Source organism: Marisediminitalea oceani (assembly GCF_003731635.1).
Classification (GTDB): Bacteria; Pseudomonadota; Gammaproteobacteria; order Enterobacterales; family Alteromonadaceae; genus Alteromonas; species Alteromonas oceani.
Genome location: NZ_RCUA01000070.1, coordinates 22,203 through 46,738, shown reverse-complemented (window position 1 = coordinate 46,738; position 24,536 = coordinate 22,203). Strand labels below are relative to the sequence as shown.

The following is a 24,536-nucleotide window of genomic DNA, read 5'->3' as shown; positions in this document are numbered from 1 at the left end:
CTTTACTGAAGCGACAAATACTGATGTAACAACACATCAAATTCAAGCAGTTAGGTATTGAGGACTCGGTTATGATGCAACAGCTTGCCACGCAACGATCACAAATTGCCGCCTTCCCGGAGACATTGCCGGAAAGTGCTGCCAAACGTGATCCGGCTCAAACCAGTGAGTCTGTATTACCTGTCAGCCCTGATCAGTCGGCAGCAGCAAAGTCAGGCAGAAGTGTGCCGGCAAAAGATAGCTTTGCCGAGGTACTTAATCGCCAGCGTGGCGACGAACAAGCTGCTGAGGCAAAAAGCAAAGCCGCTGAAGAGAGTAAGTCAGCGTCAGAGAATGAGGAACTAGCGGCCAGGTCGTCAGCTCAGCAGAGCAAGAAAGAAGCCTCTGACACCAACAGTACAGCAAAAACAGAGAGCGGAGAGTCAACTGGCGATCAAGCCAGTACAACAGACAAACTTGCCGGTGATTCAGAAAGCGACGCAAAAGCGACATCAGGTAAAATGCCCGGCGGCGCTGAAGAGCAGTTAGAGACTAACGAGCGTCAGGTTTCTGCCGCTCAGACAGCTCAGGAGCGCATCGACAACATTGCCGCTGCTGAGGAGGATATTGCCGATATTGCTACGTTGCTGGGCGGCAATGCTAATCCCACGGCTGATGGCGAACCGGATTATCTTGCTCTGGTAGATGCGGTACGTGCTCTGCAGGATAAGTTAACTCCGGCCGGAGACAAAACGGCAACTCCTAATGAACCGCTTAGTAGCGAAGATATTATCAGTATGTTCCCAACCGATATGGGCAAACCTATAGAAGGGGACGTGCTAACCAAATTGCAGGACTGGCTGAATAGTCTGTTGCCAGGTGAGTTGCCAGGGGATATTCAGGCCTCACCACTGCAACAAATGCGAGGTGCTGAACAGGTACTCTCCGATCTGTTGGCATTGGTGAAGCAGGTCAAAGCCGGTGCAGCAAGTGAAGAAGCGGGAACCGAAAATAGCGTATCTACCTCTGATAATGCTTTACTAGCGGCTGTAGAGAACATGACGGCAGAGTCAGCAGATAAAGCCGCTGAAGATGCGCAACTGTCTGAAGAAAACCTGTTAGCTCTGGCCATGGCATTGTTGCAGGGATTACCCGGTGAGCGTCAGAACGCAAAAAATGATACCAAACCAGCCGCCGAGGACGGTGAACAGGAGTTATTACCTGAACTAGCAGCGGCCAACGTGCAACTGGCCGAAGAACCTATTGAAGTGGCAGAGTCAACAGACGAAGCGTTAAGCAATCAGGCTGCATTGCTGGTAAGCCTTATGCGCCAGGCTCAGCAAAATGCAGAGACAGCGAAAACAGAGACTACCGTTAATGCCGACAAAGCGCCCGTTAAAGTAACCGACCTCGATGCGCTGACATCGATACTTAGCGAAAGTAACGATAAGACTTTACAGGAACTGGCACTGGTGATGACCGATAGTGCCAGTAAAGCCAACCCGGCACTCACCGATACCCAGTTAAGCCAGATGCGCAGCCAGTTAACTACCGGCCTTGAAGAAATGCGCGCGCAGTTAAAGCAGGGTCATCAACCGGCTATTGATCTCGCCGCGCTGGTGCAGCAAACCGTGCAGGATGTGGCCCCGGAAAATGGGCAGAATATAGTGTTGCCGGTCATGCAGGATGTTCAGCAACTTACCCAGCTTGCTTCTATGGCAGGCATGAGTCAGGGACAGGAACAACAGTTAGGTGAGCTGATCACCGTAGCCCGGGATGTGCTGGTTCATGAAACCCGCCAGCAGCACGGTGATACCCTTAAATCCATGCAACAGCAATCCGTTTTCGATAAGCCGGTCAATGTCCAGCAAACCCAGGGCCAGCAACAAATTGCCGAGAAGATCCGCTGGATGGTAAATGGTCGTCAATCGATGGCTGAAATCCGTCTTGATCCACCGGAAATGGGCAGCATGCAGATCCGCCTGAACGTGTCAGGCGACAGCGCTTCGGTAAGTTTTGTAGTGCAATCCCAGCAGGCTAAAGAAGCACTGAACGAAGCTATGCCGCGGTTACGCGACATGTTCTCAGAACAGGGGCTGGATTTAGGCGAGTCCTTTGTGAGTCAACAAAACAGTGGTGAAGCCGGTGATGGAGAATTTGCCGATCAGCAGGGCGGCTTCGGCGAATCGGCTGAAGACGAGACAAAAAGTCAGGAAACTCACGTTGTCCGACCTGCAAACGGCCTGATTGACGACTATGTTTAATGAAAACATAGCGTTTGCCGTTGCCATTTATTGGTGAGCAGACATAATACGCCTAATTTGTGTATGTGAGAGTGGTTGGAAAATGGCTGAAGAAGAGTTACAGATTGAAGAAACCGGTGGTAAGAAAAGCAAGTTGATGCTGATCATCATTATCGCCGTAGTGCTGATTGGCGGTGGTGGTGCAGCGTACTTCTTCTTATTTGCCGGCGGCGATGAACCAACAGCTGCAGAAGAGCTGGCGGCCGAAGGTGGTGGTCAGGCGGCAGCAGTGCCAGAGGCTAACGCCAGTGTGGGCACAGCGCTTTATGTGGCGATGCCGCGGCCGATTGTTTTTAATGTGCCGGGCTCCGGTCGTGACAGACTGGTTCAGATTAAAGTTCAGTTAATGGTGCGTGGTACCGATAACGAGGAAAAGGCTAAAACGCATATTCCTTTAATCGAAGGCACTTTGCTGCAAACCTTCAGCGCCAGTAACGCTGACGATCTGGTAACAGAGCCGGGTAAAATTGAATTAAGAGACAATGCCCTGGAAGCGGTGCAAAACGCACTGAAGGACATTGCCGGTGGTGAAGTGGTTGAACGGGTACTGTTTACCGACTTCGTTATGCAATAGCAGGAGTTCGCTGTGAGCGATTTATTATCACAAGATGAAATTGATGCGCTGCTCCATGGGGTAGATGACGTCGAGGAAGAAGAAGTCGCCCATGAACCGGGGGACTCGTCGGCGCTCGAGTATGACTTTTCATCACAGGATCGTATCGTTCGTGGCCGAATGCCAACACTGGAAATTGTTAATGAGCGATTCGCCCGGCATTTACGGGTGAGCTTGTTCAATATGATGCGCCGCAGCGCGGAAGTGTCGATTAACGGGATTCAGATGATTAAGTTTGGTGAGTACATTCATACTCTGTTTGTACCGACCAGCCTGAACATGGTGCGTTTCAGACCGTTAAAAGGCACCGGCCTGATAACTATGGAAGCACGTCTGGTATTTATTCTGGTGGATAACTTCTTTGGTGGTGATGGCCGTTACCACGCGAAAATTGAGGGGCGCGAGTTTACCCCCACTGAGCGGCGCATTATTCAGATGCTGCTGAAAATCATTTTCGAGGATTACAAGGAAGCCTGGGCACCGGTAATGGATGTGTCGTTTGAATACCTCGACTCCGAAGTTAACCCGGCCATGGCTAACATTGTCAGCCCCACAGAAGTGGTGGTGATCAGTTCATTCCATATTGAACTGGACGGCGGCGGTGGTGATTTCCACGTGTCACTGCCTTACTCGATGCTGGAACCCATTCGTGAACTGCTCGATGCCGGTGTGCAGAGCGATAAGGAAGATACGGATCTGCGCTGGAGTAAAGCGCTGCGGGATGAAATTATGGACGTGCATGTGGAACTCAGCACGCACATGCTGGATTTTGAGGTGTCATTAAGAGATGTCATGAACTTCAAGCCCGGCGATATTATCCCCATTGAAATGCCCGAGCATATTACGGTGCTGATTGAAGATTTACCTACCTTCCGGGCCAAGCTGGGTCGGTCGAGAGAAAATCTGGCCCTGAAGATTGCCGAGAAGATACCCAGACCTACCTCCGTGAAGTCTGAGTTACAGTTACTTACCCGTGGTGGCCGGATCATCGATAACGATGCCGAACTGCAGGTACTGGAAGAAGATTTATAATCGCAAGTCAAGTTAAGAGATAAGAGGCGAGATCATGAGTGAAGAAGACGGTATGGACGATTGGGCTGCAGCCATGGCTGAACAGGCCGATGCTGAGTCCGAAAGCGAAGGGGGTGACGACGACGGCGTCCGCGTAGCTGAACTTGACGAACTGTCTGATGACGCGCCCATCACCCAGGAAGAGAAGAAGAAACTCGATACCATTCTGGATATCCCGGTGACCATTTCCATGGAAGTCGGCCGAAGTCAGATTAGTATCCGTAACCTGCTGCAATTAAACCAGGGCTCTGTGGTTGAGCTCGATCGGGTGGCAGGTGAACCGTTAGACGTTCTTGTAAATGGCACGCTGATTGCTCATGGAGAAGTAGTAGTGGTCAACGACAAGTTCGGGATTCGGTTAACGGATGTTATTAGTCAAATCGAGAGAATCAAAAAGCTCAGGTAAATTTCCTTTCAAAACAGGGGGATGCTTTGTCTCCCTGGTTTCAACCCTGTATTGTGCTGAGGCGCAGGCCGCCAACTCCATCACCAATCCCAGCTCAGTACTGTCAATTTTTCTATCATTGCTGCTGATTGTCGCGATTATATTTTCCCTCGCTTACGTAATGCGACGGTTTAATGTCACTCCCGGCAGTTCCGGTCAGTTAAAAGTCATTGCCAGTCTGTCGGCCGGCGCCCGCGAACGGGTTATGGTGTTACAGGTGGGCGATGAGCAACACCTGATTGGCGTGACCGCCCAAAACATCAATCACCTCAGCAAACTCGAACAGCCCCTGGAAAACGTCACCGGCAACGCCGCTGGCAGCGGTGGTGGCGCAGCGTTCAAACAAAAGCTGGTGCAGGCCATGGCGCAAAAAATGAATCCGGGTATGAAGGACAACAACGATGACAAATAAAATGAAAGCCATCGTTATACTCCTGTTGGGCGGTTTGTTGTTGTCACTGCCAGCAGTTGCTCAGCAAGGTATCCCTGCCGTTACCGTTACTAACAATGGCGATGGCACCCAGGATTACACCATGACCCTGCAGGCGCTGTTTATCATGACCGCGCTGAGCCTGATCCCGGCGTTTATCATGATGATGACCTCGTTTACCCGGATCATCGTGGTACTGTCAATTTTGCGTCAGGCCATTGGTCTGCAGCAGTCACCTTCTAACCAGATTCTGGTTGGCGTGAGTCTGTTTTTGTCACTGTTCATCATGACACCGGTCTTCGATGAAATTAACGTTCGCGCATTACAGCCTTATCTGGACGAAGAAATGACCTCCATGGAGGCCTTTGAACAGGCAAAAGGGCCCATGCGCGCTTTTATGCTGTCGCAAACCCGGGTCAAGGATTTAGAAACCTTTGTGTCGATTGCCGGTGAGGAAGATAAATACGCCGATCCAACTGAAGTACCGCTAAATATCCTTATTCCGGCCTTTGTCACCAGTGAATTAAAAACGGCATTTCAGATTGGTTTTATGCTGTTTATTCCGTTTTTGATCATCGATCTGGTGGTCGCCTCAATTCTGATGGCGATGGGGATGATGATGCTGTCACCGATGATAGTGTCATTGCCCTTTAAACTAATGTTATTTGTACTGGTGGATGGCTGGAATCTGATTTTCGGCACCCTGGCAACCAGTTTTGGAATGGGAGTCTGACCCGATGAGCCCAGAGGTCTTTGTTGAAATCCTGCGTGAGTCAATGTTTATGGTGATCCTGCTGGTATCGGCAGTGATTGTACCGAGCATGATTGTCGGTCTGGTGGTGGCAGTCTTCCAGGCGGCCACCTCAATCAACGAACAAACCATGAGTTTCCTGCCGCGCTTAATTGTTACGCTGCTGGCGCTGAGCTGGGGAGGAAACTGGCTGGTGCAGAAGCTGATGGATTTTACCTTCCATATGGTTGAGCAAATTCCGCAGGTGGTGGGCTAAATGGAAGTCGAACTGGCCGCCATTAATCAGTTTCTGGCTGATTTATTGCTGCCGTTTATGCGCATCAGCGGGATGTTTGCCGCGATGGTTGGACTGAGCGCCAAATCCATCCCGCCACAGGTAAAAGCGCTGTTGGCGATGCTTATGACACTGGTAATAATGCCGGTAGTACCGCCCACACCTGTCACTCAGATGGTTGATTTAGGTACCATCATAATTGGTATCCAGCAGTTATTAATTGGCATTGCAGTGGGCTTTTTATCGATGATGGTGCTCAATACCTTTGTGCTGGCCGGACAGGTCATTGCAATGCAAACCGGCCTTGGTTTTGCCAGCATCGTGGATCCGGTAAATGGTATTAACGTGCCGGCGGTGGGCCAGTTTTATCTGATCCTGGCAACGCTGTTGTTCTGGGGCATGGATGGTCATCTGGCCATGATCAGAATGATTGTAATGAGTTTTGAGGCCTTTCCCATTGGCGAAGCCTGGTTTGCCGCCGAGCAACTCCGTGATATTGCCCACTGGGCTGGCTGGATGTTTGTGGCGGCTCTGACCCTGGCTCTGGCACCGATTATCTCGCTGTTAATTGTAAACCTGGCGTTTGGCGTTATGACCAAAGCCGCGCCACAGCTCAATATCTTCAGTATTGGTTTTTCCATTGCGCAGATCATGGGCTTAATCATTATCTGGTTAACGCTGGATAATTTTTCCACTCACTTTGCTAATCAGTGGCAACGTGCTCAACAGTTTATGTGTGAGCTGCTTCTGATTTGTCCAAGCTGATAAGGCTGAGCGACGATGGCTGATTCTTCAGAAAAAACAGAAGACCCCACGGGGAAACGAATACAGGATGCCCGCAGCAAAGGGCAGATTGCTCGTTCCAGAGAGCTTTCCACCACACTGGTGCTGGTGGCGAGTAGTCTGATGCTGTTGCTGTTTGGCAGTTTTATCGCCGAAGCACTGTTTGCCATTTCGGGGCGGATGTTCACCCTGTCGCGGGACGAAACCTACGATCCTACCCATATGTTTTCTGCCTGGGGCGTGGCAATCACCGAGGTCAGTACACCGGTACTATCATTTATGTTTGTGTCAATGATTGCCGGGATTTATGGCTCTATTGCATTGGGCGGCTATAACTTTACCTGGTATTCCGCTGCGCCACGGTTCTCCAAACTTAATCCGCTAAGTGGTATGAAGCGGATGTTTGGCGTGAATGGCCTGGTGGAACTGTTAAAAGCCTTTGCCAAGTTTATTGTTATTGGCGCTATGGCGCTGATATCACTGTCTTTATTTCAGGATGAAGCGCTGCATCTGGATCAGGAAATTTACCCGCTGAATATCTTCCACGCACTGGATATGATTGAGTGGGCCTTTTTTCTGCTCACCCTTGGCATGGTGCCCATTGCGTTGTTTGATGTGCCGTATCAATCGTATAAGCACAATGAACAAATGAAAATGACCAAGCAGCAGGTTAAGGATGAGCGTAAAAACTCGGAAGGTGACCCTCAGGTAAAAGGCCGGATCCGTAAACTGCAATATCAGGCGGCAGCGCGGCGAATGATGCAGGAAGTGCCTAAAGCTGACGTGGTTGTTACTAACCCGACGCATTACTCTGTGGCGCTTAAATATGACGAACACGGCGTGCGGGCACCAGTGGTTATCGCCAAAGGCTCCGACGAACTGGCTATGCATATCCGAAAAATTGCCACCGCGCATGATGTGCCACTGATTCCTTCTCCGATGCTGACCCGGGCGATCTACTATACCACAGAAGTGGATGAAGAAATCCCGCACAAACTGTTTATGGCGGTTGCCCAGGTACTGGCTTACGTATTCCAGCTTAAGAAATACAAAGCCGGTAAAGCCAAGCGGCCTAAACCACTGGCGCGAGACCTGCCAATCCCACCTGATATGCGTTATTAACTTCAGGTATCTCATATCCTGACAGGCTGTTGAGAGCAGTCTGTCAGGCCCCATATGTCGCAATTGATGATAATTTGAGCACTTAAGCCGTGGACACAAAAAGCTGGCACGGGGATTGAAGTAGTCCCTCTAAGCGAATTTTAGTGTCAAAAATCGGTTATTGAGAACGTCTCGTTATGGTGTTAACAGAATATCTGCAGCGTGTTGATAAAACCCGGCTTCAACAGTTAAGCCAGGGCTTAGGCGTACCTCTGGTTCTGCTGGCCATTATGGGTATGGTGATTTTACCCATGCCGCCGATTTTGCTCGACGTACTTTTCAGTTTCAACATCGCGCTTTCACTGGTAATTATTCTGGTTGCGGTACTGACCAACCGGCCGGTGGACTTTGGTATCTTCCCGCTGGTCCTGCTAATTGCAACGGTATTACGTCTCGCCCTCAATGTCGCGTCGACCCGGGTAGTATTGCTGTATGGCCACGAAGGGGGCGATGCTGCCGGTAAAGTTATCGAAGCCTTCGGTGAGGTGGTGATTGGCGGCAACTACGCTGTGGGTGTGGTTGTCTTTGCTATCTTACTGATCATTAACTTTAAAGTAGTTACCGCTGGTGCCGGACGTATCTCCGAAGTGGGGGCTCGTTTTACCCTTGACGCCATGCCGGGTAAACAAATGGCTATTGATGCCGACCTCAACGCTGGCTATATCGACCAGGACGAGGCCCGCCGTCGTCGCGAAGATATCACCGCTGAAGCCGACTTTTATGGTTCCATGGACGGTGCGTCAAAATTTGTGAAGGGCGATGCCATTGCCGGCCTGTTCATTATGCTAATCAATATCGTCGGCGGCCTGTTTATCGGTATGATTCAGCATGATCTGTCTTTCGGTAATGCGCTGGAGGTCTACACCATCCTGACCATCGGTGACGGTTTGGTGGCGCAAATTCCTTCATTACTGCTGTCAGTGGCCACCGCCATTATTGTGACGCGTGAAAATGAAAGCCAGGAAATGGGCAGCGAGATCACCACCCAGTTGGGTAACAAAAAGGCGCTGTATATTTCTTCCGGGATCCTGTTTGTTATGGGGATTGTGCCTGGTATGCCTCATCTGGCTTTCCTTGGCTTCTCGGCACTGGCTGGCGGCTACGCCTACTACCAAAGCTATGCTGAAAAACGCAAGGCCGAGCAACCACCGGCTCCGGTAGTCAGCAACAACGCTGAAGACAACGTACCGGCAGAGATTAAAGAACTGGGCTGGGATGACGTTCAGCACGTGGATACCATTGGTCTGGAAGTCGGCTACCGCTTAATTCCGCTGGTGGATAAAACCCAGGGCGGCGAATTACTGACTCGGATTAAAGGGGTTCGTAAGAAGCTGTCCCAGGAACTGGGCTTTTTAATCCCGCCGGTGCACATCCGTGATAACCTGGACCTTGACCCTAACGCCTACAACATTTCCATGCTTGGTGTGACCATTGGCGATGCCGAAGTCAGCCATGACGAAGAGCTGGCCATTAATCCTGGCCAGGTATTTGGCAAGCTCGAGGGACGCGCTACCCGTGATCCGGCCTTCGGCCTGGACGCGGTGTGGATTAAGCCGGCGCAGCGCGAACATGCGCAAACCCTGGGCTATACCGTAGTTGATGCGGCTACCGTTATTGCTACTCATCTTAGCCAGTTATTGACTAACAATGCTTATCAGCTGCTGGGTTTTGAGGAAGTGCAGCAACTGATGGATATGCTGGCCAAGCATAATCCCAAACTGGTTGAAGGACTTATCCCGGATCTGCTGTCACTGGCGACCGTGGTAAAAGTCCTGCAAACCCTGTTGTACGAGGGCGTGCCTATCCGCGACATGCGTACCATCGTACAGACGCTGACTGAGTATGCACCGAAGAGTCAGGATCCTGACGTATTGGTCTCCGCAGTTCGCATTGCTCTGAAACGCTTAATCGTGCAGGAAATTAACAGCGGTGGCGCAGAACTGCCGGTGATCACTCTGGCGCCTGAATTAGAGCAGATGTTACATCAGTCGTTGCAGGCTGGCGGTGATGATGGTGCCGGTATCGAACCGGGGCTGGCTGAGCGCCTGCAACAGTCGCTGCAACAGGCCGGTCAGCAGCAGGAACTGGCGGGTGAGCCAGCCGTATTATTAACATCGGGCATGTTACGCCCGGTATTGTCGAGATTCTTAAAGAATGCAGTGAATGGCTTGCATGTATTGTCATACCAGGAAATCCCGGATGATAAGCAGGTGCGCATTGTTTCGTCCGTCGGTCAGTAATCTGACAGGCGCCCTGATACCTAAGAGGTCATTATGAAAATTAGACGATTTTTTGGCAAAGACATGCGTGAAGCATTAAGCCAGGTAAAAAATGAACTGGGTAGTGATGCGGTGATCATGTCAAACCGCAAAGTGGCCGACGGCATCGAACTGGTAGCTGCCTACGATAAAGAGCCGGTTGCTAAACTGTCGGTACCGCCTAAACCCAAAGCGCCGGTAGCTAAGCAAAGCGAAGGTGGTTTGCCGACCTTAAGTGAAATTATAGGTGATGATGGCCCGGATACCCTGCGTGCTCTGCTGGAAAAGCAAGCTGAGCAGAAGGCCGCCGTTGCCCAGCGCGTTGAAGCAGCCAATGCGGAAGCGGAAAAACGCGCGCCTGCCAAACCCGCTCCTGAGGTTGCCCCGGCTAAGCAGGAAACTCAGGTATTTGATGCCGAAAACGAAGAAGCTGAGCTTAGCGGTGGTGGCAGCCTGGCCGATATTCGTGCCGAAATTGCCTCGCTACGCAATGTATTGCAGTTTCAGCTGGCTGATATGCAACAACAGCAACACTCGCGGCTGAAACCGCAGCAGCGTTACCTGCTCCAGCAGCTTTGCGATATGGGCATCAGCCAGACGCTGGCAGCGCAACTGGTCACTTATACCCCGGCTGATTGCAATGAGCGTGAAGCCTGGTTGTATCTGTTAAAACTATTGTCCAATCGTCTGACCACCAACAACGATGATATTCTTACCCAACAGGGTGTGGTGGCATTAGTCGGGCCAACCGGCACCGGTAAAACCACGACAATTGCCAAACTGGCTGCCCGTTATGCGCAAAAGTACGGTGCCGACCAGGTTGCTCTTATAACAATTGATACTTATCGCATCGCTGCCTATGAGCAATTAGCCACCTACGGCAAAATAATTGGTTGCCCGGTTCGCAAGGCGCAGTCTGGTGAACAATTAGCCGATTTGCTGTTCCAGTTACGTAATAAACGCCTGGTACTGATTGATACCGCAGGCTTTAGTCAGCGCGATAGCCGCCTGATTAGCCAACTGGCTACCTTTGGCCAGGTGAGTGGTCAGCAGGTAAAAAACTATTTAGTTGTGCAGGGTAACACGCAACAGGCTACACTTAAGCACATAATAAATGCCTATAAGAGTATTGATTTGCAAGGATGTATCATCACTAAGCTGGATGAGTGCTATAGTTTAGGTGAGGTGGTCAGTAATGTAATTGAAGCGCAGTTGCCAGTCAGTTATGTTGCCGATGGCCAACAGGTGCCTGAGGATATTCATGTTGCTAATGCAAAATCTATAATCTCTTTAGCAGCAAAGCTTTATAAAAAGTATGGTTTGAATCATACTAATAGCAGTTCCGATGTAAACACAGCACAGGCAGTATGATTGAAGACCAGGCGAGTAGCTTACGAAAGATGAATCAATCACGATTAATCAAAGTAATAGCCGTTACTGGCGGTAAGGGCGGAGTAGGGAAAACCAACGTTACTCTGAACACCGCTATTGCAATGGCAAAACAGGGCAAAAAGGTCATGGTTCTGGATGCAGACCTTGGCCTGGCCAACGTAGACGTGATGCTGGGATTACGCGTAGAGAAGAATCTGTCTCATGTGTTGTCCGGCGAATGCACGCTGGACGAAGTACTGGTAACCGGCCCGCACGGGATCAAAATTGCTCCGGCGACCTCTGGTACCCAGTCAATGACCGAACTGTCGCCCACTCAGCACGCGGGGCTCATTCGCGCGTTCAGTGAACTGCGTTCGCAAATCGACGTGCTTATTGTCGATACGGCCGCGGGTATCTCTGATATGGTGCTGAGCTTTTCGAGAGCATCCCAGGACATTCTGGTAGTGGTATGTGACGAACCAACTTCACTTACCGACGCCTACGCATTAATTAAGATCCTTAACCGCGATCACGGCATTTTCCGTTTTAAGATTGTGGCCAACATGGTCAGAGACGTGCGCGAGGGGCAGGAATTATTCAGTAAGTTGTCGAAAGTTACCGGTCGCTTCCTCGACGTGGCGCTGGAATTAGTGGCAACCATTCCCTTTGATGAAAATATTCGCCGGGCGGTTCGTAAACAAACCGCCATTGTTGATGCATTCCCATCTTCTCCGGCATCGGTCGCCATTGGTCAACTGGCTACAAAAGCCCTGACCTGGCCTATCCCGGCGCAGCCTGGCGGACACCTTGAGTTCTTCGTTGAGCAATTGATCGCGTCGAAGGTGGCAGGGAGATAGCGTGAATAGCAAAGCTGCAGCGTACAAACAACAAACCGATAAAGCGCAGCTGGTTGAGCGACATGCTTCTTTAGTTAAACGTATTGCTCACCATTTAATGGCGCGGCTGCCAGCCAGTGTAATTGTTGATGACCTGATCCAGGCCGGTATGATTGGCCTGCTTGAGGCTGCGAAAAACTTTGATGGCAGTAAAGGGGCTAGTTTCGAAACGTTTGCCGGAATTCGCATCCGTGGTGCCATGCTGGATGAAATTCGCAAGGGCGACTGGACACCCCGATCAGTGCATAAAAATGGCCGGGCCATTTCTGATGCGATTTCCCAGGTAGAGCGTGAAACCGGGAGGGATGCACGGGATGTCGACATTGCTGCTAAGCTCAATGTGTCGCTACCCGAATACCACCAGATGTTATCAGAGGTCAATGCCGGCAAACTGGTTGGTATTGAAGACTTAGGCGTGTCTGAAGACGTGATCGCGACGGATGAGTCGCGGGGCACGGATTCGCCGCTGGAAGATTTAATGCAAGGTTCATTTCAAAAAGCGCTGGCGCATGCTATTACTACATTACCAGAGCGTGAAGCTATCGTACTATCCTTGTATTATGACGAAGAATTAAACCTGCGGGAAATCGGCGAGGTTCTCGAGGTAAGTGAATCACGGGTCAGTCAAATTCACAGCCAGGCGATGTTAAAACTTAAAGCGCGCATGCGGTCCTGGCAGACTGGTGAGTAACATTAACTATACTAACAATATGACTATCCTCACTGGAGGCAATTTTGGATAAGAATATGAAAATTCTCGTGGTAGATGATTTTTCTACGATGAGACGTATTATCAAAAACTTACTCAAAGATCTCGGCTTTTCCAATATTCAGGAGGCCGATGATGGAAGTACTGCGCTGCCAATGCTGCAGCAAGGCGACTTTGACTTTGTGGTAACCGACTGGAACATGCCTGGCATGCAGGGTATAGACCTGCTGCGCGCGATTCGTGCAGACGATAGCCTGAAGCATCTACCGGTACTGATGGTGACTGCAGAGGCGAAAAAGGAACAAATCGTAGCCGCTGCCCAGGCGGGTGTTAATGGCTACGTGGTTAAACCGTTCACTGCCGCAACACTAAAAGAAAAACTAGAAAAGATTTTTGAACGTTTAGGTTAATCCAGTAACGTGTTTAACCGCCGAGGACAACTGGATGACTGAAAATAAGAAAGTCCCCATTACGCTGGATGAAGCGAAGCAGTTGGTTACCTTTTTGGAAGAAGGTGATACCGATTCTGCTAATGCCCTGCTTGACGCTGTCACCATGAAAGAGTCTGTCGAATTATTCGCTGAGGTGGGTAAGCTTACCCGTCAGCTGCATGACTCATTAAATAATTTTCAACTGGATGAACGGATTGCCGGTTTGGCGAACGAAGATATCCCGGATGCGCAGACCCGATTAACCTACGTTATTGAAGAAACCGAAAAAGCGGCTAATACTACAATGGATGCTGTTGAACAGAGCATGTCGATTGTGGAAACCATGAAAGGGCAATTAGACAGCCTGATGCCTGAGTGGAAAAAATTGATGAACCGCGAAATCGAACTCGACGAATTTAAATCCATGTGTCTTGACCTGGATAAACACCTTGAGTCTTCCGTGGCTGATGCCGATAAGATGATGGGGCTACTCACCGAAGTGCTGATGGCGCAAGGGTATCAGGACTTAACCGGTCAGGTTATCCGGCGCGTAATTGAATTGGTAAAAGAAGTAGAAGACAGTCTGGTCCACATGCTTACTGTGTTTGGCGGTGCAGAAGCGACAAAAGCAACCAAAACGTCGCAGCCGAAGGTCGAAAAAGCAATTGTTGCTGAAGGGCCAATTATTGATGCCGAGTCGCGTGACGATGTGGTGTCTGGCCAGGATGATGTGGATGACCTTTTATCCAGCCTGGGTTTTTAGGGGAGCGGATACATGTCTTTTGATGTCGATGAAGATATTTTGCAGGATTTTCTGGTTGAAGCCGGAGAAATTCTTGAGCAACTCCAGGAGCAGTTAGTCGATCTGGAAAATAATCCAGAGGATAAGGACCTTCTCAATGCCATATTCAGGGGTTATCACACCGTAAAAGGTGGTGCCGGATTTCTGTCACTAACTGAACTGGTCGAAATATGCCACGGCGCGGAAAACGTATTTGACGTTATGCGCAATGGCCAGCGTTCTCTTACGCCGGAGCTCATGGATACTATCCTGCAAGCCACCGACGTTGTGGTTGAGATGTTTGAAAAGGTCAAAATGCGCGAGCCGCTGGAACCGGCTGACGCGGCGCTGGTTGAAACACTGCATAAATTGAGCAATCCGGAAACTCCGGATGAAAATATCTTTGACGACACTCAGAACGAAGCGCCCGCTGCCGAAGCTGAACCTGTTGAAGAAGAAACTTTCGAGCTGGAAGAAGAGACTGCCACTACAGGCAGCCCGTCAGAGCTGATTGAAGACATCACAGAAGATGAGTTTGAAGCGCTGCTGGATGAGCTGCATGGTACCGGTGGTGCGCCAGGCGCATCGGCCGCTAAAGCGCCAACTCCGGCGCCCACACCAACACCAGCGCCAACTGCCAGCAGCGGTGGTGATGAAGACATTACTGACGATGAGTTTGAAGCGCTGCTCGATGAGTTACATGGTAAGGGGCAATTTGGCGGTGAAGCTGCAGCACCTGCGACCCCGCCACCGGCCAGTCCGGCTCCGCCTTCTGAGTCGGGAGGCGATGAAGAAATCTCCGATGACGAGTTTGAAGCCTTACTGGATCAATTACATGGTCAGGGTAAAGGCCCCGGCGTCGGCGTACCTAAAGCAGATAAACCGGCTGAGAAGCCACGGGTAAAAGTCGAAAACACCCAACCTGAACCGGCTAAAACCGCAGCGCCAGCGGCCAAACCGGCAGCTAAAGCGCCTGCGCCAGCCAAAGCTGAAAGCAAGCCGGCAGCTCCTGCTAAAGCAGCAGAGCCTGCCGCCAAAAAAGAAGAGAAAAAGGCTCCACCTGCAGCGCCACAGGCAGAAACAACGGTTCGGGTGGATACCCGCCGCCTTGATCAGATCATGAACATGGTTGGTGAGCTGGTATTGGTGCGTAACCGACTGCTGAGTCTGGGTATTAGTATTAACGATGAGTCAATGTCCAAGGCCATTGCTAATCTGGATGTCGTGACCGGCGACCTGCAGGGGGCAGTAATGCAAACCCGCATGCAGCCAATCAAAAAAGTATTTGGTCGCTTCCCCCGGGTGGTAAGGGATTTGGCGCGCAGCCTGAAGAAAGAAATCACCCTTGAACTGGAAGGGGAAGAAACCGATCTGGATAAAAACCTGGTAGAAGCACTGGCCGATCCGCTGGTTCACCTGGTGCGAAACTCGGTGGATCACGGTATTGAAATGCCGGATGATCGGCAGGCAGCAGGCAAACCCCGCATGGGTAAAGTTAAACTGTCAGCGTCACAGGAAGGGGATCACATATTACTGGTCATCGAAGATGACGGTAAGGGGATGGACCCTGATAAACTGAAAGACATTGCGATTTCCCGAGGCGTACTCGATGCCGATGCGGCAGCGCGTATGTCTGATGTTGAAGCGTTTAATCTGATTTTTGCACCAGGGTTTTCAACCAAAACAGAAATCAGTGATATTTCTGGCCGTGGCGTGGGTATGGACGTGGTAAAAACCAAGATCAACCAACTCAACGGTACCGTCAATATTGATTCTCAACTGGGTCGTGGTACCCGTTTGGAAATCAAGGTACCGCTGACGCTGGCGATTCTGCCAACGCTGATGATCGTGGTAGGCAAACAGACCTTTGCGTTACCACTGGGCGCGGTGAGCGAAATCATAAACATGGATATTAAAAAGACCAACACCGTAGATGGTCAGTTAACCATGATAGTTCGCTCTAAGGCGATACCGCTGTTTTTCCTCGGCGAATGGCTGATCCGTGGTCCTAAAAATATCGAACGAAACAAAGGTCATGTGGTTGTGGTGCAAATGGGTACCAAACAGGTGGGCTTTGTGGTGGATGCCTTGATCGGTCAGGAGGAGGTGGTCATTAAACCTCTGGACGCCTTACTGCAAGGTACCCCTGGTATGGCCGGAGCAACCATTACCTCAGACGGCGGTATTGCACTGATTTTGGATATTCCGAGCCTACTTAAGCGATACGCCCGCAAAGCGATCAAATAAGGCGTAGAGAAGAGGATTGTTATTGAATGGCTTTTAAAGTCCTGGTTGTTGACGATTCCAGCTTTTATCGCCGTCGGGTCAAAGATATTCTGAACGAAGACCGGTCACTGGAAGTGGTCGGTGAAGCTGCCAACGGGGGCGAAGCCGTAGAAAAAGTTAAAGCGCTGCGCCCGGATGTGGTCACCATGGACGTTGAGATGCCGTTGATGGACGGCATTGAAGCGGTTAAGCGTATAATGGCCGAATGTCCGGTGTCGATTATCATGTTTTCGTCGCTGACCCATGAAGGTGCTACCGCCACACTGGATGCGCTGGAAGCCGGTGCGGTAGACTTTTTGCCCAAGCGTTTTGAGGACATCGCTAAAGATCGCAGTGATGCAGCAACGCTGTTAAGAACCAAAGTGCGTTTACTGGCGCGCCGGGCTCCGGTTGCGTCGCTTCGACCCCGGCCCACGCCGCGTCCAGCCAGTCTGCTAAAAAAGGCACCGCCGCAACCGGCTAAACCGACGCGATCAATGCCGGCGAATGCGCCTAAATCTACTTTTGTCAGAAGTTCTACCTTGCTCAGTGGCAGTAAGGACACAGCTGAACCGGTCGTGGTGTCGCAGGTTCAACGCAGTGGCAAGCGCTATCGCTGCCTGGCAATTGGTGCGTCAACCGGTGGTCCCGTTGCACTGCAAAAAGTGTTAACGCATTTGCCGGCGCGGTTTCCTTTTCCGATCTTTCTGATTCAGCATATGCCGGGTACCTTCACCCATGCGTTTGCTGAACGGTTGAATCAGCACTGTCAGATTCGGGTAAAAGAGGCTGAACACGGCGAGGTTGTGCAGGCGGGCTGTGCCTATCTGGCGCCTGGGGGTAAGCAGATGGAAGTCGAAAAGCGCGCCGGTCATACTTACATTGTGATCAAAGAGGTAAACTCCTCGGATATTGGCTACAAGCCCAGTGTGGATATTACCTTTAACAGCCTGTCAAAAATATACGGTGGCGATACCCTGGCGGTTATTCTGACCGGAATGGGGGCCGATGGCCGGGAAGGGTGCCGGACACTGAAATCGCTGGGCGCGAAGGTCTGGGCGCAGGATAAAGACAGCAGCGTGGTGTATGGTATGCCACAGGCGGTAACGGTCGACAGACTTGCCGAAGTGAATATTGACATTAATGACATTGGTGAATGCATTAAAACCGAAATGTCCTGATCGATAATTACTGGCAGGCGGGAGAGAAGCGTTGAAAATTTGGACCATAGCCAATCAGAAAGGTGGCGTCGGTAAAACCACCACGACGGTCACTCTGGGCGGGATACTGGCAAAACGTGGCTTTAACGTTTTACTGGTAGATATGGATCCCCATGCTTCGCTAAGTTATTACTTCGGCATTGATTCAGAAGAGCTTTCCAGCTCGGTGTATGACATTTTTGCTAATCCTTCGGGCTTAAGTGACGATAAAGTACTGGATTGTTTATGTCCCAGTAAGCTCGACAGCCTGTTTATTCTGCCATCCACCATGGCCCTGGCTACCTTAGACCGGTCGCTGGGCAACCAGATTGGGATGGGGCTGGTGCTGAAAAAAGCACTGCAACAAATTGAGTCGCAATTTGACTATGTGCTAATCGATTGTCCGCCGGTATTGGGCGTGCTTATGGTTAATGCTCTGGCGGCCTGTCAGAAGGTGATCGTGCCGGTGCAAACAGAGTTTTTAGCCCTGAAAGGACTCGACAGGATGATGCATACGCTCAAAATTATGGGTAAAACCCTGTCGCGGAATTTTGATACGATCATAGTGCCGACCATGTTTGACAAGCGTATTAACGCTGCCATAGCAGCCCAGAAACAATTGCTGCTGGACTACAAAGAACAGATTTGGAAAGGTATGATACCAGTGGATACGCGATTCCGGGACGCCAGCCAGATGCAGGCGCCGGCATCCATAGTGTATCCCAAAGCTCGTGGCGTGTTTGCTTACGAGAAATTACTCAACGTCCTGGATAGTGACTAATATGAGCAAAGATACACCGTTTGCTAAAGAAGAGGTGATGGAAGAATACCTCAGCAGTTTATTACGCGATGTCGAAGATCCGGCAGACGTAACGGCGCGTACCGCCAGGCTGTTAGAAAAGGCAACGGTAGAGCTGACGCCGGAAGTACCGGAGGCGACACTTCCACCTGTGTCTCCACCAGTAAGCGAGCCGGTTGAAACCGAACAGGACATTGCCGCCGAAGAAGTCATCGCTGAAGTTATAGCGAGGGTTGAAGAGAAAGCTGCGGTGCCGCCTCCAGGTGTGCCTTTAAAACCTCTTGAAGAACGCTTGGATAACGCGTTCCAGGCATTGTTTTTTGAAGTGGCCGGTTTAACTCTGGCAGTGCCGCTGATTACCCTGGGCGGTATTCATAACCTGACCAAAATTGGTCCGTTATTCGGTAAACCAGCCTGGTTTATGGGTGTCATGCTGCATCGGGAAGAAAAATTAAGCGTTGTGGATACCGCGCGATGGGTTATGCCGGAAAAATACGACCAAACTCTGGCGGATAAGCTAAACTATCAGTATCTCATTATGTTAGGCGATAGTCCGTGGGGGTTAGCCAGCGAAAAACTGGTTAATACAGTGACCCTAAGCAAGGACGACGTGAAATGGCGTCAGGCGAATGCAAAGCGTCCCTGGCTCGCCGGTATGGTAAAAAATAAAATGTGTGCATTGTTGGATGTTGATGAACTAATATCAATGCTGAATAACGGCTTGGGCAGTAAAGACCAGGTACTATAGTCAAGTGGAGCCAAGTGCATGAGTGATGACAGAAATAATAACGCAGGCAATGTCGACGATCAGGTATTGCAATGGGTAACCTATCGGTTAGGCGAGGAAACCTACGGTATTAATGTAATGCAGGTGCAGGAAGTATTACGTTACTCTGAGATCGCTCCGGTACCTGGAGCGCCGGATTACGTGTTAGGTATTATTAACCTGCGTGGTAACGTGGTCACCGTTATTGATACCCGCGCTCGCTTCGGGCTACCACCGGAAGAAGTTACCGATAACACCCGTGTGGTCATTATTGAGTCTGATGAACAGGTGGTGGGTATTCTGGTAGATAGCGTTGCCGAAGTGGTTTACCTCAAGTCTTCAGAAATCGACAGTGCGCCAAATGTGGGCACCGAGGAAAGCGCTAAGTTTATTCAGGGTGTCAGTAACCGCGACGGCGAGCTGCTTATTCTGGTTGATCTCAATAAACTTCTCAGCGACGAGGAATGGGACGAGCTAAGCAGTCTGTAAATTAAACGGCCGTTCTTACTTCACATGGAAGTTAATCTGTCTTTACTGATAGCCGTTGCTGCTTTATGCCTTTCGGTGCTTTTTACCATCGTACTCTGGTTTGCCAGTCGTCGCAGCAATGCACGGCTGACCGAAGCGCTGGTACAGCAACAACAGCAGCTCAGCGCTCTGAAAAAGCAACTCCATATCAACGCCAGTACGCTTGAAGAGATTCAGGCGCGTAGTCTGGTGGTAGCTAAAAATACCGAACAAACCGAAGCGACACTGGTTGCTTTACAACAGCAATTTACCGCCTTAGGTGAGCAGGATCCCGACAGTCGCCTGTATCAACGTGCCGCTGAAATGATTCAGTCCGGTGCCAGTGCCGAGGAAGTCATGCACAACTGCGATCTGCCCTTAGCGGAAGTCCAGTTGCTGATGAACATCCATCAGCCCAAATAGGCTGACCTTCGCTCCGCGCGAGTAAAAATTCACCAACATCGTTAACCCCACCTTCACTGTAGATTGGTTTTTTCGCCAGACTAAGCCTGCATAGCTTTTTGTTTATCTGTCTAGTGTTATCTATAAATAGCTGTTTTAATTATGTTTATTGTTAATTCCGTTACTCAATCTGGTAAATGCGACAGTTTACTTATTGAACAATCAGGTTGTGCAAAAAAATAACCCTAATGTAAAAAAAATGTGTAAGTGATGTTAATTATTGGCGTTCACAATGCCCTACTTAAGGCAATGTTGCGCACATAATCAGCAAATTGCCCGGACACACAGAAAAATTACAGGGGTACTACTATGAACAAACTCATGATTGGCGGGGTGCTGCTATTACTCAGTGCAGCGCCTCAGGCAATGGCCAGCGTTATCACTAATGGTGGCTTTACGGATTGCAGTTATAACGGCTGGTCAAAAGACACCGACGGTGCTGGTGATATCAGCGTCCTGGACGACTTTACTATTACCAGCGGGCCGGATTGCGCCGCTGAACTGCTAGTGGACGCTGGCAATACTGAAGCCTGGTTTGCTAACACTTTATTCCAAAACATTTCGCTCAATAGTGGCGAGCAATATCAACTCAATGTGGATTTGACAGCCGGTTCTGAGTTCAGCAGTGCTGATAACGGCTTTATAGCCGACAATTTTGTGGTGGCATTTGGTGATGGCAGCGGCAGTTATTACGGTGCGGATGGCCAGCTGGGCAGTGTTTTCTCCGCCGATATTGACGGTAATAACAGCTATTCGCTTAACATTATGCTCGACGAGACGCTTTCAGCTTTCGCTAATTTAAGCCTCGAATTTCAGTTACTCATTGGATTTGATGAGTTCGGCAGCGATTTTGGCGGCTCATTTCTGCAAGTAGATAACGTGTCGATTACCGCAGTGGGTGACGACAATGTTGCCGTAAGTGCACCTTCTCAGGCGTTATTATTTGGCCTGGGGCTGGCCGGACTGGTTTTCGCAAACCGTCAGCGTAGCACGGGAGGTGATCAATGAGACTGAACGCCTTTTCTATTGCACTTATCAGTGCCGGGCTGGCTGCGGTTACACCGGTCAGTGCTGCCTGGCAGCCATTGAATGACGGCGTTGATACAACGTCGTCGCGAGCCACTGTAGACAGGGTTAACCGGGTTTACAGTTCGGTGGTTACCCTGACCAATACCTCTGATGACATTATCGAAGGACCTTTTCGGGTGTTGATCACTGATAGTTCTATTGCGGTCAACGGTGCTGACGGTTATACCGGTAATGGGGTCCCCTATTTCGACGTCGGTGCTGATAGCCTGGCAGCGGGCGAGAGCACTGCGGTTTCAGTTTCCTTTAACCTGGAGCGTAAACGACTCAGTTTTACCCCGGTACTGGAACAGGATAATCCCAACATCGGTATTTATGCTGAGGCAGAAGGCGGCGCAGATGCCACATTAAACTACCTGGGCATGGACCTGATTATAGAAAACGGCGAGCCAGAGTATGTGACCACACTGGTGAATGCTACCACGCCACCGGAAGATGACAGCCGGGTCGGTGAATTACTGGTTAATTTCAACCAGGCCGGTACCTATAACCTGTATGCACGGCTTCGTGTGGGGCCGGAAGGGTTTAGTGATGACAGTATGTATATCCCTTCGGCGCTGGGGAGTGCTAATGAGTGGATCCTGGTCAATGGTATCAGCGGCTATGCTGCGCCAGGCGAGCCCGGTTATGAACCGGATACCGTGGTTGATAGCGGTGGAGAGGCTAACTTAGAAGCCTTTATGTGGGTGGCTATCCCGGATGGCGAATATACCGTTGCCGATAATAATGTGACCGAAGTCTTCCGCTATGCCAGCCGTGAGGATGGTCTGGACATTGATAAGTTTGTGTTTGCGCCAGTCGGGCTGACCTATACCGTCGACCAGTTGGAAAATGGCTTACCGGGCGAAATCGTCACGCCGCCAGAAACCTACACGCCGTCTGGCCCGCCATTAGCCGACGGACAGCCTAAGTTTTTAGGTGGCGTTTGTTGCGGCGCACAGCGGCCAAACTTTGAGGCGTACTGGAATCAGGTGACTGCAGAAAACGCCGGTAAATGGGGCTCGGTTGAATCGGTCCGCGACCAGTTTAACTGGACTGCTTTGGATGAAGCCTACAACCTGGCGAAAGATAACGGTTTTATCTATAAACATCACGTCCTGGTGTGGGGCAGTCAGCAACCTGGCTGGATAAGTGATTTGTCGCCATCTGAACAGCTAGATGAAATCCTTGAATGGTATCAGGCCGTTAACCAACGCTACCCGGCGATGGATTTCATCGAGGTGGTGAATGAATTCGATAATGCGCCGCCGGATGGTGGTAATGGGCGACCGAATTACGTTGATGGCTTGCGCTTGTACGCGCCTGAAGTGACTGCAGAGGTGGAAGCTTTCTTCCTCGCCCGGGGCGATGATGCGTCTACGGCAGCACAAAAAGCCGAAGACTACGATTGGATAGTAAACGCTTTCCAAATGGCGCGGGACATTTTCCCGGCCAGCACCCAGCTAATGTTTAACGAATACAGCGTGATTAACTCTGACGCCAGAACCGACAAGGTGATTGATTTAGCCAACCTGCTGCAATCGAGGGGCCTTATTGATGCAATTGGTTTCCAGGGGCATGCTTTTTCAACCGGCGGCCCACTTGAAACCATGCTCAGTAATATTGACCGGATGGAAAGCCAGACGGGTCTGGATATTTATCTGACTGAGCTGGATATTGACGGCGCTGATGAACTCACTCAGTTGCTGGAATACCAACGCCTGTTTCCGGCATTCTGGACGCATCCGGCAATCAAAGGGGTAACCATGTGGGGGTATTTGCCCGGCCACTGGCGTGAAGAGCAAGGGGCCATCCTGGCCTACGACACCGGCGTAGAAAAAGCGGCGCTTAAGTGGTTGAAAGGCTATGTTCGCGAGCTGGCGCCGCAGTTTAATCAGCCATCTCTGATCACCGTGGATGAAACCACCGAAGTGGGTATGCAGGTGGCGGATTTAGTCTCTTATGATTATCTGGGCAACCCCCATGATCAGACTTCAGCGGTACAGTGGACGGTGTTAAGTGGCAATGAAGCCGGCTTGTTTGCGCTGGATACGCAAAGTGGCAAAATCAGTGTGGCTGCCCCGCTTAGCCCCGGCTTATATGATTTGTACATTCAGGTAGTTGAGGGCGAGTATCCCAGCTTTACCCGTAAGGTACAGATTGTGGTGCCCGGCGATGATTTGCCACCTGAGGTTATTGAATATGACTTCAGTGATGGTGCTCAGGGCTGGCGCGGTGATTACGGTACGTCGGCAACGGTAGGTTACGACGGCAGTATTCCCGCGGCATTATTAATTCCGGATTGGGCTGGGCGCAACGCACAGGAATATATCGAAGAGATCAGTATGACCGATCTCAACGGTGCTAATCTCAGTTATACCGTAAATGTTACGCAGGCCCAGGTAGATGGTGGTATGACGATTCAGCCTTATGTGCAAACAGGTGGACCAAGCTATACGCGGATCTACGGTCAGGCTGTCGTGCCGGTAGCTGGTGAAAATGTGATCACCTTTGCGCCTGAGGACAATGGTGCCGGTGATCTGGCGATCATCCAGCGTCTTGGATTGCAACTGAATGGTCCGCTAAGTCAAGGCACTGATGATGTAGTTGAAATGACTTATGTCAGACTGGAAATCCCGACGTCATTACCCAGCGCTGAAACCGTGACCTACGACTTTATCAGCGACAGCGAGGGTATGCGCGGTGATTATGGGACTAACGCCAGCGTGATCCATCGTCCGGCACTGGAGGCAGTCAGCCTGCAACCGAATGACAGCAGTGAAACCCATAACTACATACTGGGCGTGCCGAGCCGGGATTACAGTGGCGCGGCAATTACCTACACGCTCAATGTCAGTAGTGAGCTGGCAGATGATGGTCTGAGTGTGCAGGGGTATGTACAGACGGGCGAGCCAAATTACGCGCGCATCTACGGCTCACTGGAACCTTTATCAGCAGGTAGCAACCTGTTTACCTTCTATCCCCAGGATGACGGTAACGGGAATATTGAAAACATCGAACGCATTGCCTTGCAGATAAACGGTGCCTTTGTCGCCGATGAGGACAGCGAAATCCTTATTGAGCGCATTGATGCCGACTTCCCTTAATCTTGTATTAAGGCAATAAAAGTAAGCCCCGCTGGTCGGGGCTTTTTACTGATCGCTGCAAACACACCCACATTCACCGGCAAGGAGGCGATAAATCACTTACACTTTGG

General features: G+C 50.6%; 23 protein-coding genes. All 23 read left to right on the top strand.

Annotation, left to right across the window (positions count from 1 at the left end; all coding sequences use genetic code 11):
• Window positions 1-71: 71 nt before the first annotated feature.
• On the top strand, window positions 72-2,243 hold the full coding sequence (locus D9T21_RS17805; protein ID WP_123326546.1) for a flagellar hook-length control protein FliK: 2,172 nt from the start codon (window positions 72-74) through the stop codon (window positions 2,241-2,243).
• An 82-nt stretch (window positions 2,244-2,325) separates the two neighbouring features.
• Window positions 2,326-2,856 carry a flagellar basal body-associated protein FliL gene (gene fliL / locus D9T21_RS17800; RefSeq protein WP_123326544.1) on the top strand — a complete coding sequence of 177 codons (531 nt, stop codon included), beginning with the start codon at window positions 2,326-2,328 and terminating at the stop codon, window positions 2,854-2,856.
• Window positions 2,857-2,868: 12 nt separating this feature from the next.
• Window positions 2,869-3,927 (top strand): flagellar motor switch protein FliM, encoded by a 1,059-nt coding sequence (gene fliM / locus D9T21_RS17795; protein WP_123326542.1) that lies wholly within the window; start codon window positions 2,869-2,871, stop codon window positions 3,925-3,927.
• A gap of 34 nt (window positions 3,928-3,961) precedes the next feature.
• The gene (gene fliN, locus D9T21_RS17790) at window positions 3,962-4,372 is read left to right on the top strand and encodes a flagellar motor switch protein FliN (protein WP_105933526.1); all 411 of its coding nucleotides are present in this window, start codon (window positions 3,962-3,964) and stop codon (window positions 4,370-4,372) included.
• Window positions 4,332-4,823 carry a flagellar biosynthetic protein FliO gene (gene fliO / locus D9T21_RS17785; protein WP_105933527.1) on the top strand — a complete coding sequence of 164 codons (492 nt, stop codon included), beginning with the start codon at window positions 4,332-4,334 and terminating at the stop codon, window positions 4,821-4,823. The genes fliN and fliO overlap by 41 nt, the downstream gene beginning before the upstream one ends.
• A gap of 1 nt (window position 4,824) precedes the next feature.
• Complete coding sequence (gene fliP, locus D9T21_RS17780) at window positions 4,825-5,574, top strand: flagellar type III secretion system pore protein FliP (RefSeq protein ID WP_105933528.1); 750 nt, start codon at window positions 4,825-4,827, stop codon at window positions 5,572-5,574.
• Window positions 5,575-5,578: 4 nt separating this feature from the next.
• Window positions 5,579-5,848: a flagellar biosynthesis protein FliQ gene (fliQ, locus tag D9T21_RS17775; RefSeq protein WP_123326540.1), complete on the top strand. Its 270-nt coding sequence runs from the start codon at window positions 5,579-5,581 to the stop codon at window positions 5,846-5,848.
• Window positions 5,849-6,631, top strand: coding sequence for a flagellar biosynthetic protein FliR (gene fliR, locus D9T21_RS17770; RefSeq protein WP_123326538.1), 783 nt, complete (start codon window positions 5,849-5,851; stop codon window positions 6,629-6,631).
• Between the two features lie 15 nt (window positions 6,632-6,646).
• Window positions 6,647-7,771 carry a flagellar biosynthesis protein FlhB gene (gene flhB / locus D9T21_RS17765; protein WP_123326536.1) on the top strand — a complete coding sequence of 375 codons (1,125 nt, stop codon included), beginning with the start codon at window positions 6,647-6,649 and terminating at the stop codon, window positions 7,769-7,771.
• A gap of 176 nt (window positions 7,772-7,947) precedes the next feature.
• Window positions 7,948-10,050 (top strand): flagellar biosynthesis protein FlhA, encoded by a 2,103-nt coding sequence (flhA, locus tag D9T21_RS17760; protein WP_123326534.1) that lies wholly within the window; start codon window positions 7,948-7,950, stop codon window positions 10,048-10,050.
• A gap of 33 nt (window positions 10,051-10,083) precedes the next feature.
• Window positions 10,084-11,439, top strand: a complete 1,356-nt coding sequence (flhF, locus tag D9T21_RS17755; protein ID WP_123326532.1) for a flagellar biosynthesis GTPase FlhF — start codon at window positions 10,084-10,086, stop codon at window positions 11,437-11,439.
• Window positions 11,436-12,296 carry a MinD/ParA family protein gene (locus D9T21_RS17750; protein WP_105933534.1) on the top strand — a complete coding sequence of 287 codons (861 nt, stop codon included), beginning with the start codon at window positions 11,436-11,438 and terminating at the stop codon, window positions 12,294-12,296. Before flhF ends, D9T21_RS17750 begins: the two co-directional genes overlap by 4 nt.
• Before the next feature lies 1 nt (window position 12,297).
• Window positions 12,298-13,026: an RNA polymerase sigma factor FliA gene (locus tag D9T21_RS17745; RefSeq protein WP_123326531.1), complete on the top strand. Its 729-nt coding sequence runs from the start codon at window positions 12,298-12,300 to the stop codon at window positions 13,024-13,026.
• Between the two features lie 44 nt (window positions 13,027-13,070).
• Entirely contained in the window at window positions 13,071-13,454 is a 384-nt protein-coding gene (gene cheY, locus D9T21_RS17740; protein WP_105933536.1) for a chemotaxis response regulator CheY, read from the top strand.
• Window positions 13,455-13,488: 34 nt separating this feature from the next.
• Window positions 13,489-14,238: a protein phosphatase CheZ gene (locus D9T21_RS17735; protein WP_123326529.1), complete on the top strand. Its 750-nt coding sequence runs from the start codon at window positions 13,489-13,491 to the stop codon at window positions 14,236-14,238.
• Between the two features lie 12 nt (window positions 14,239-14,250).
• Complete coding sequence (locus D9T21_RS17730) at window positions 14,251-16,503, top strand: chemotaxis protein CheA (RefSeq protein WP_123326527.1); 2,253 nt, start codon at window positions 14,251-14,253, stop codon at window positions 16,501-16,503.
• A 26-nt stretch (window positions 16,504-16,529) separates the two neighbouring features.
• Entirely contained in the window at window positions 16,530-17,702 is a 1,173-nt protein-coding gene (locus D9T21_RS17725; RefSeq protein ID WP_123326525.1) for a protein-glutamate methylesterase/protein-glutamine glutaminase, read from the top strand.
• Between the two features lie 31 nt (window positions 17,703-17,733).
• Window positions 17,734-18,501, top strand: a complete 768-nt coding sequence (locus D9T21_RS17720) for a ParA family protein (protein WP_123326523.1) — start codon at window positions 17,734-17,736, stop codon at window positions 18,499-18,501.
• A gap of 1 nt (window position 18,502) precedes the next feature.
• Window positions 18,503-19,267 (top strand): chemotaxis protein CheW, encoded by a 765-nt coding sequence (locus D9T21_RS17715; RefSeq protein WP_123326521.1) that lies wholly within the window; start codon window positions 18,503-18,505, stop codon window positions 19,265-19,267.
• 18 nt (window positions 19,268-19,285) lie between these two features.
• Window positions 19,286-19,774 carry a chemotaxis protein CheW gene (locus D9T21_RS17710; protein ID WP_123326519.1) on the top strand — a complete coding sequence of 163 codons (489 nt, stop codon included), beginning with the start codon at window positions 19,286-19,288 and terminating at the stop codon, window positions 19,772-19,774.
• 24 nt (window positions 19,775-19,798) lie between these two features.
• On the top strand, window positions 19,799-20,215 hold the full coding sequence (locus D9T21_RS17705) for a DUF2802 domain-containing protein (RefSeq protein ID WP_123326517.1): 417 nt from the start codon (window positions 19,799-19,801) through the stop codon (window positions 20,213-20,215).
• Between the two features lie 348 nt (window positions 20,216-20,563).
• On the top strand, window positions 20,564-21,262 hold the full coding sequence (locus D9T21_RS17700; RefSeq protein ID WP_123326516.1) for a hypothetical protein: 699 nt from the start codon (window positions 20,564-20,566) through the stop codon (window positions 21,260-21,262).
• Window positions 21,259-24,426: an endo-1,4-beta-xylanase gene (locus tag D9T21_RS17695; protein ID WP_123326514.1), complete on the top strand. Its 3,168-nt coding sequence runs from the start codon at window positions 21,259-21,261 to the stop codon at window positions 24,424-24,426. Before D9T21_RS17700 ends, D9T21_RS17695 begins: the two co-directional genes overlap by 4 nt.
• Window positions 24,427-24,536: the final 110 nt, after the last annotated feature.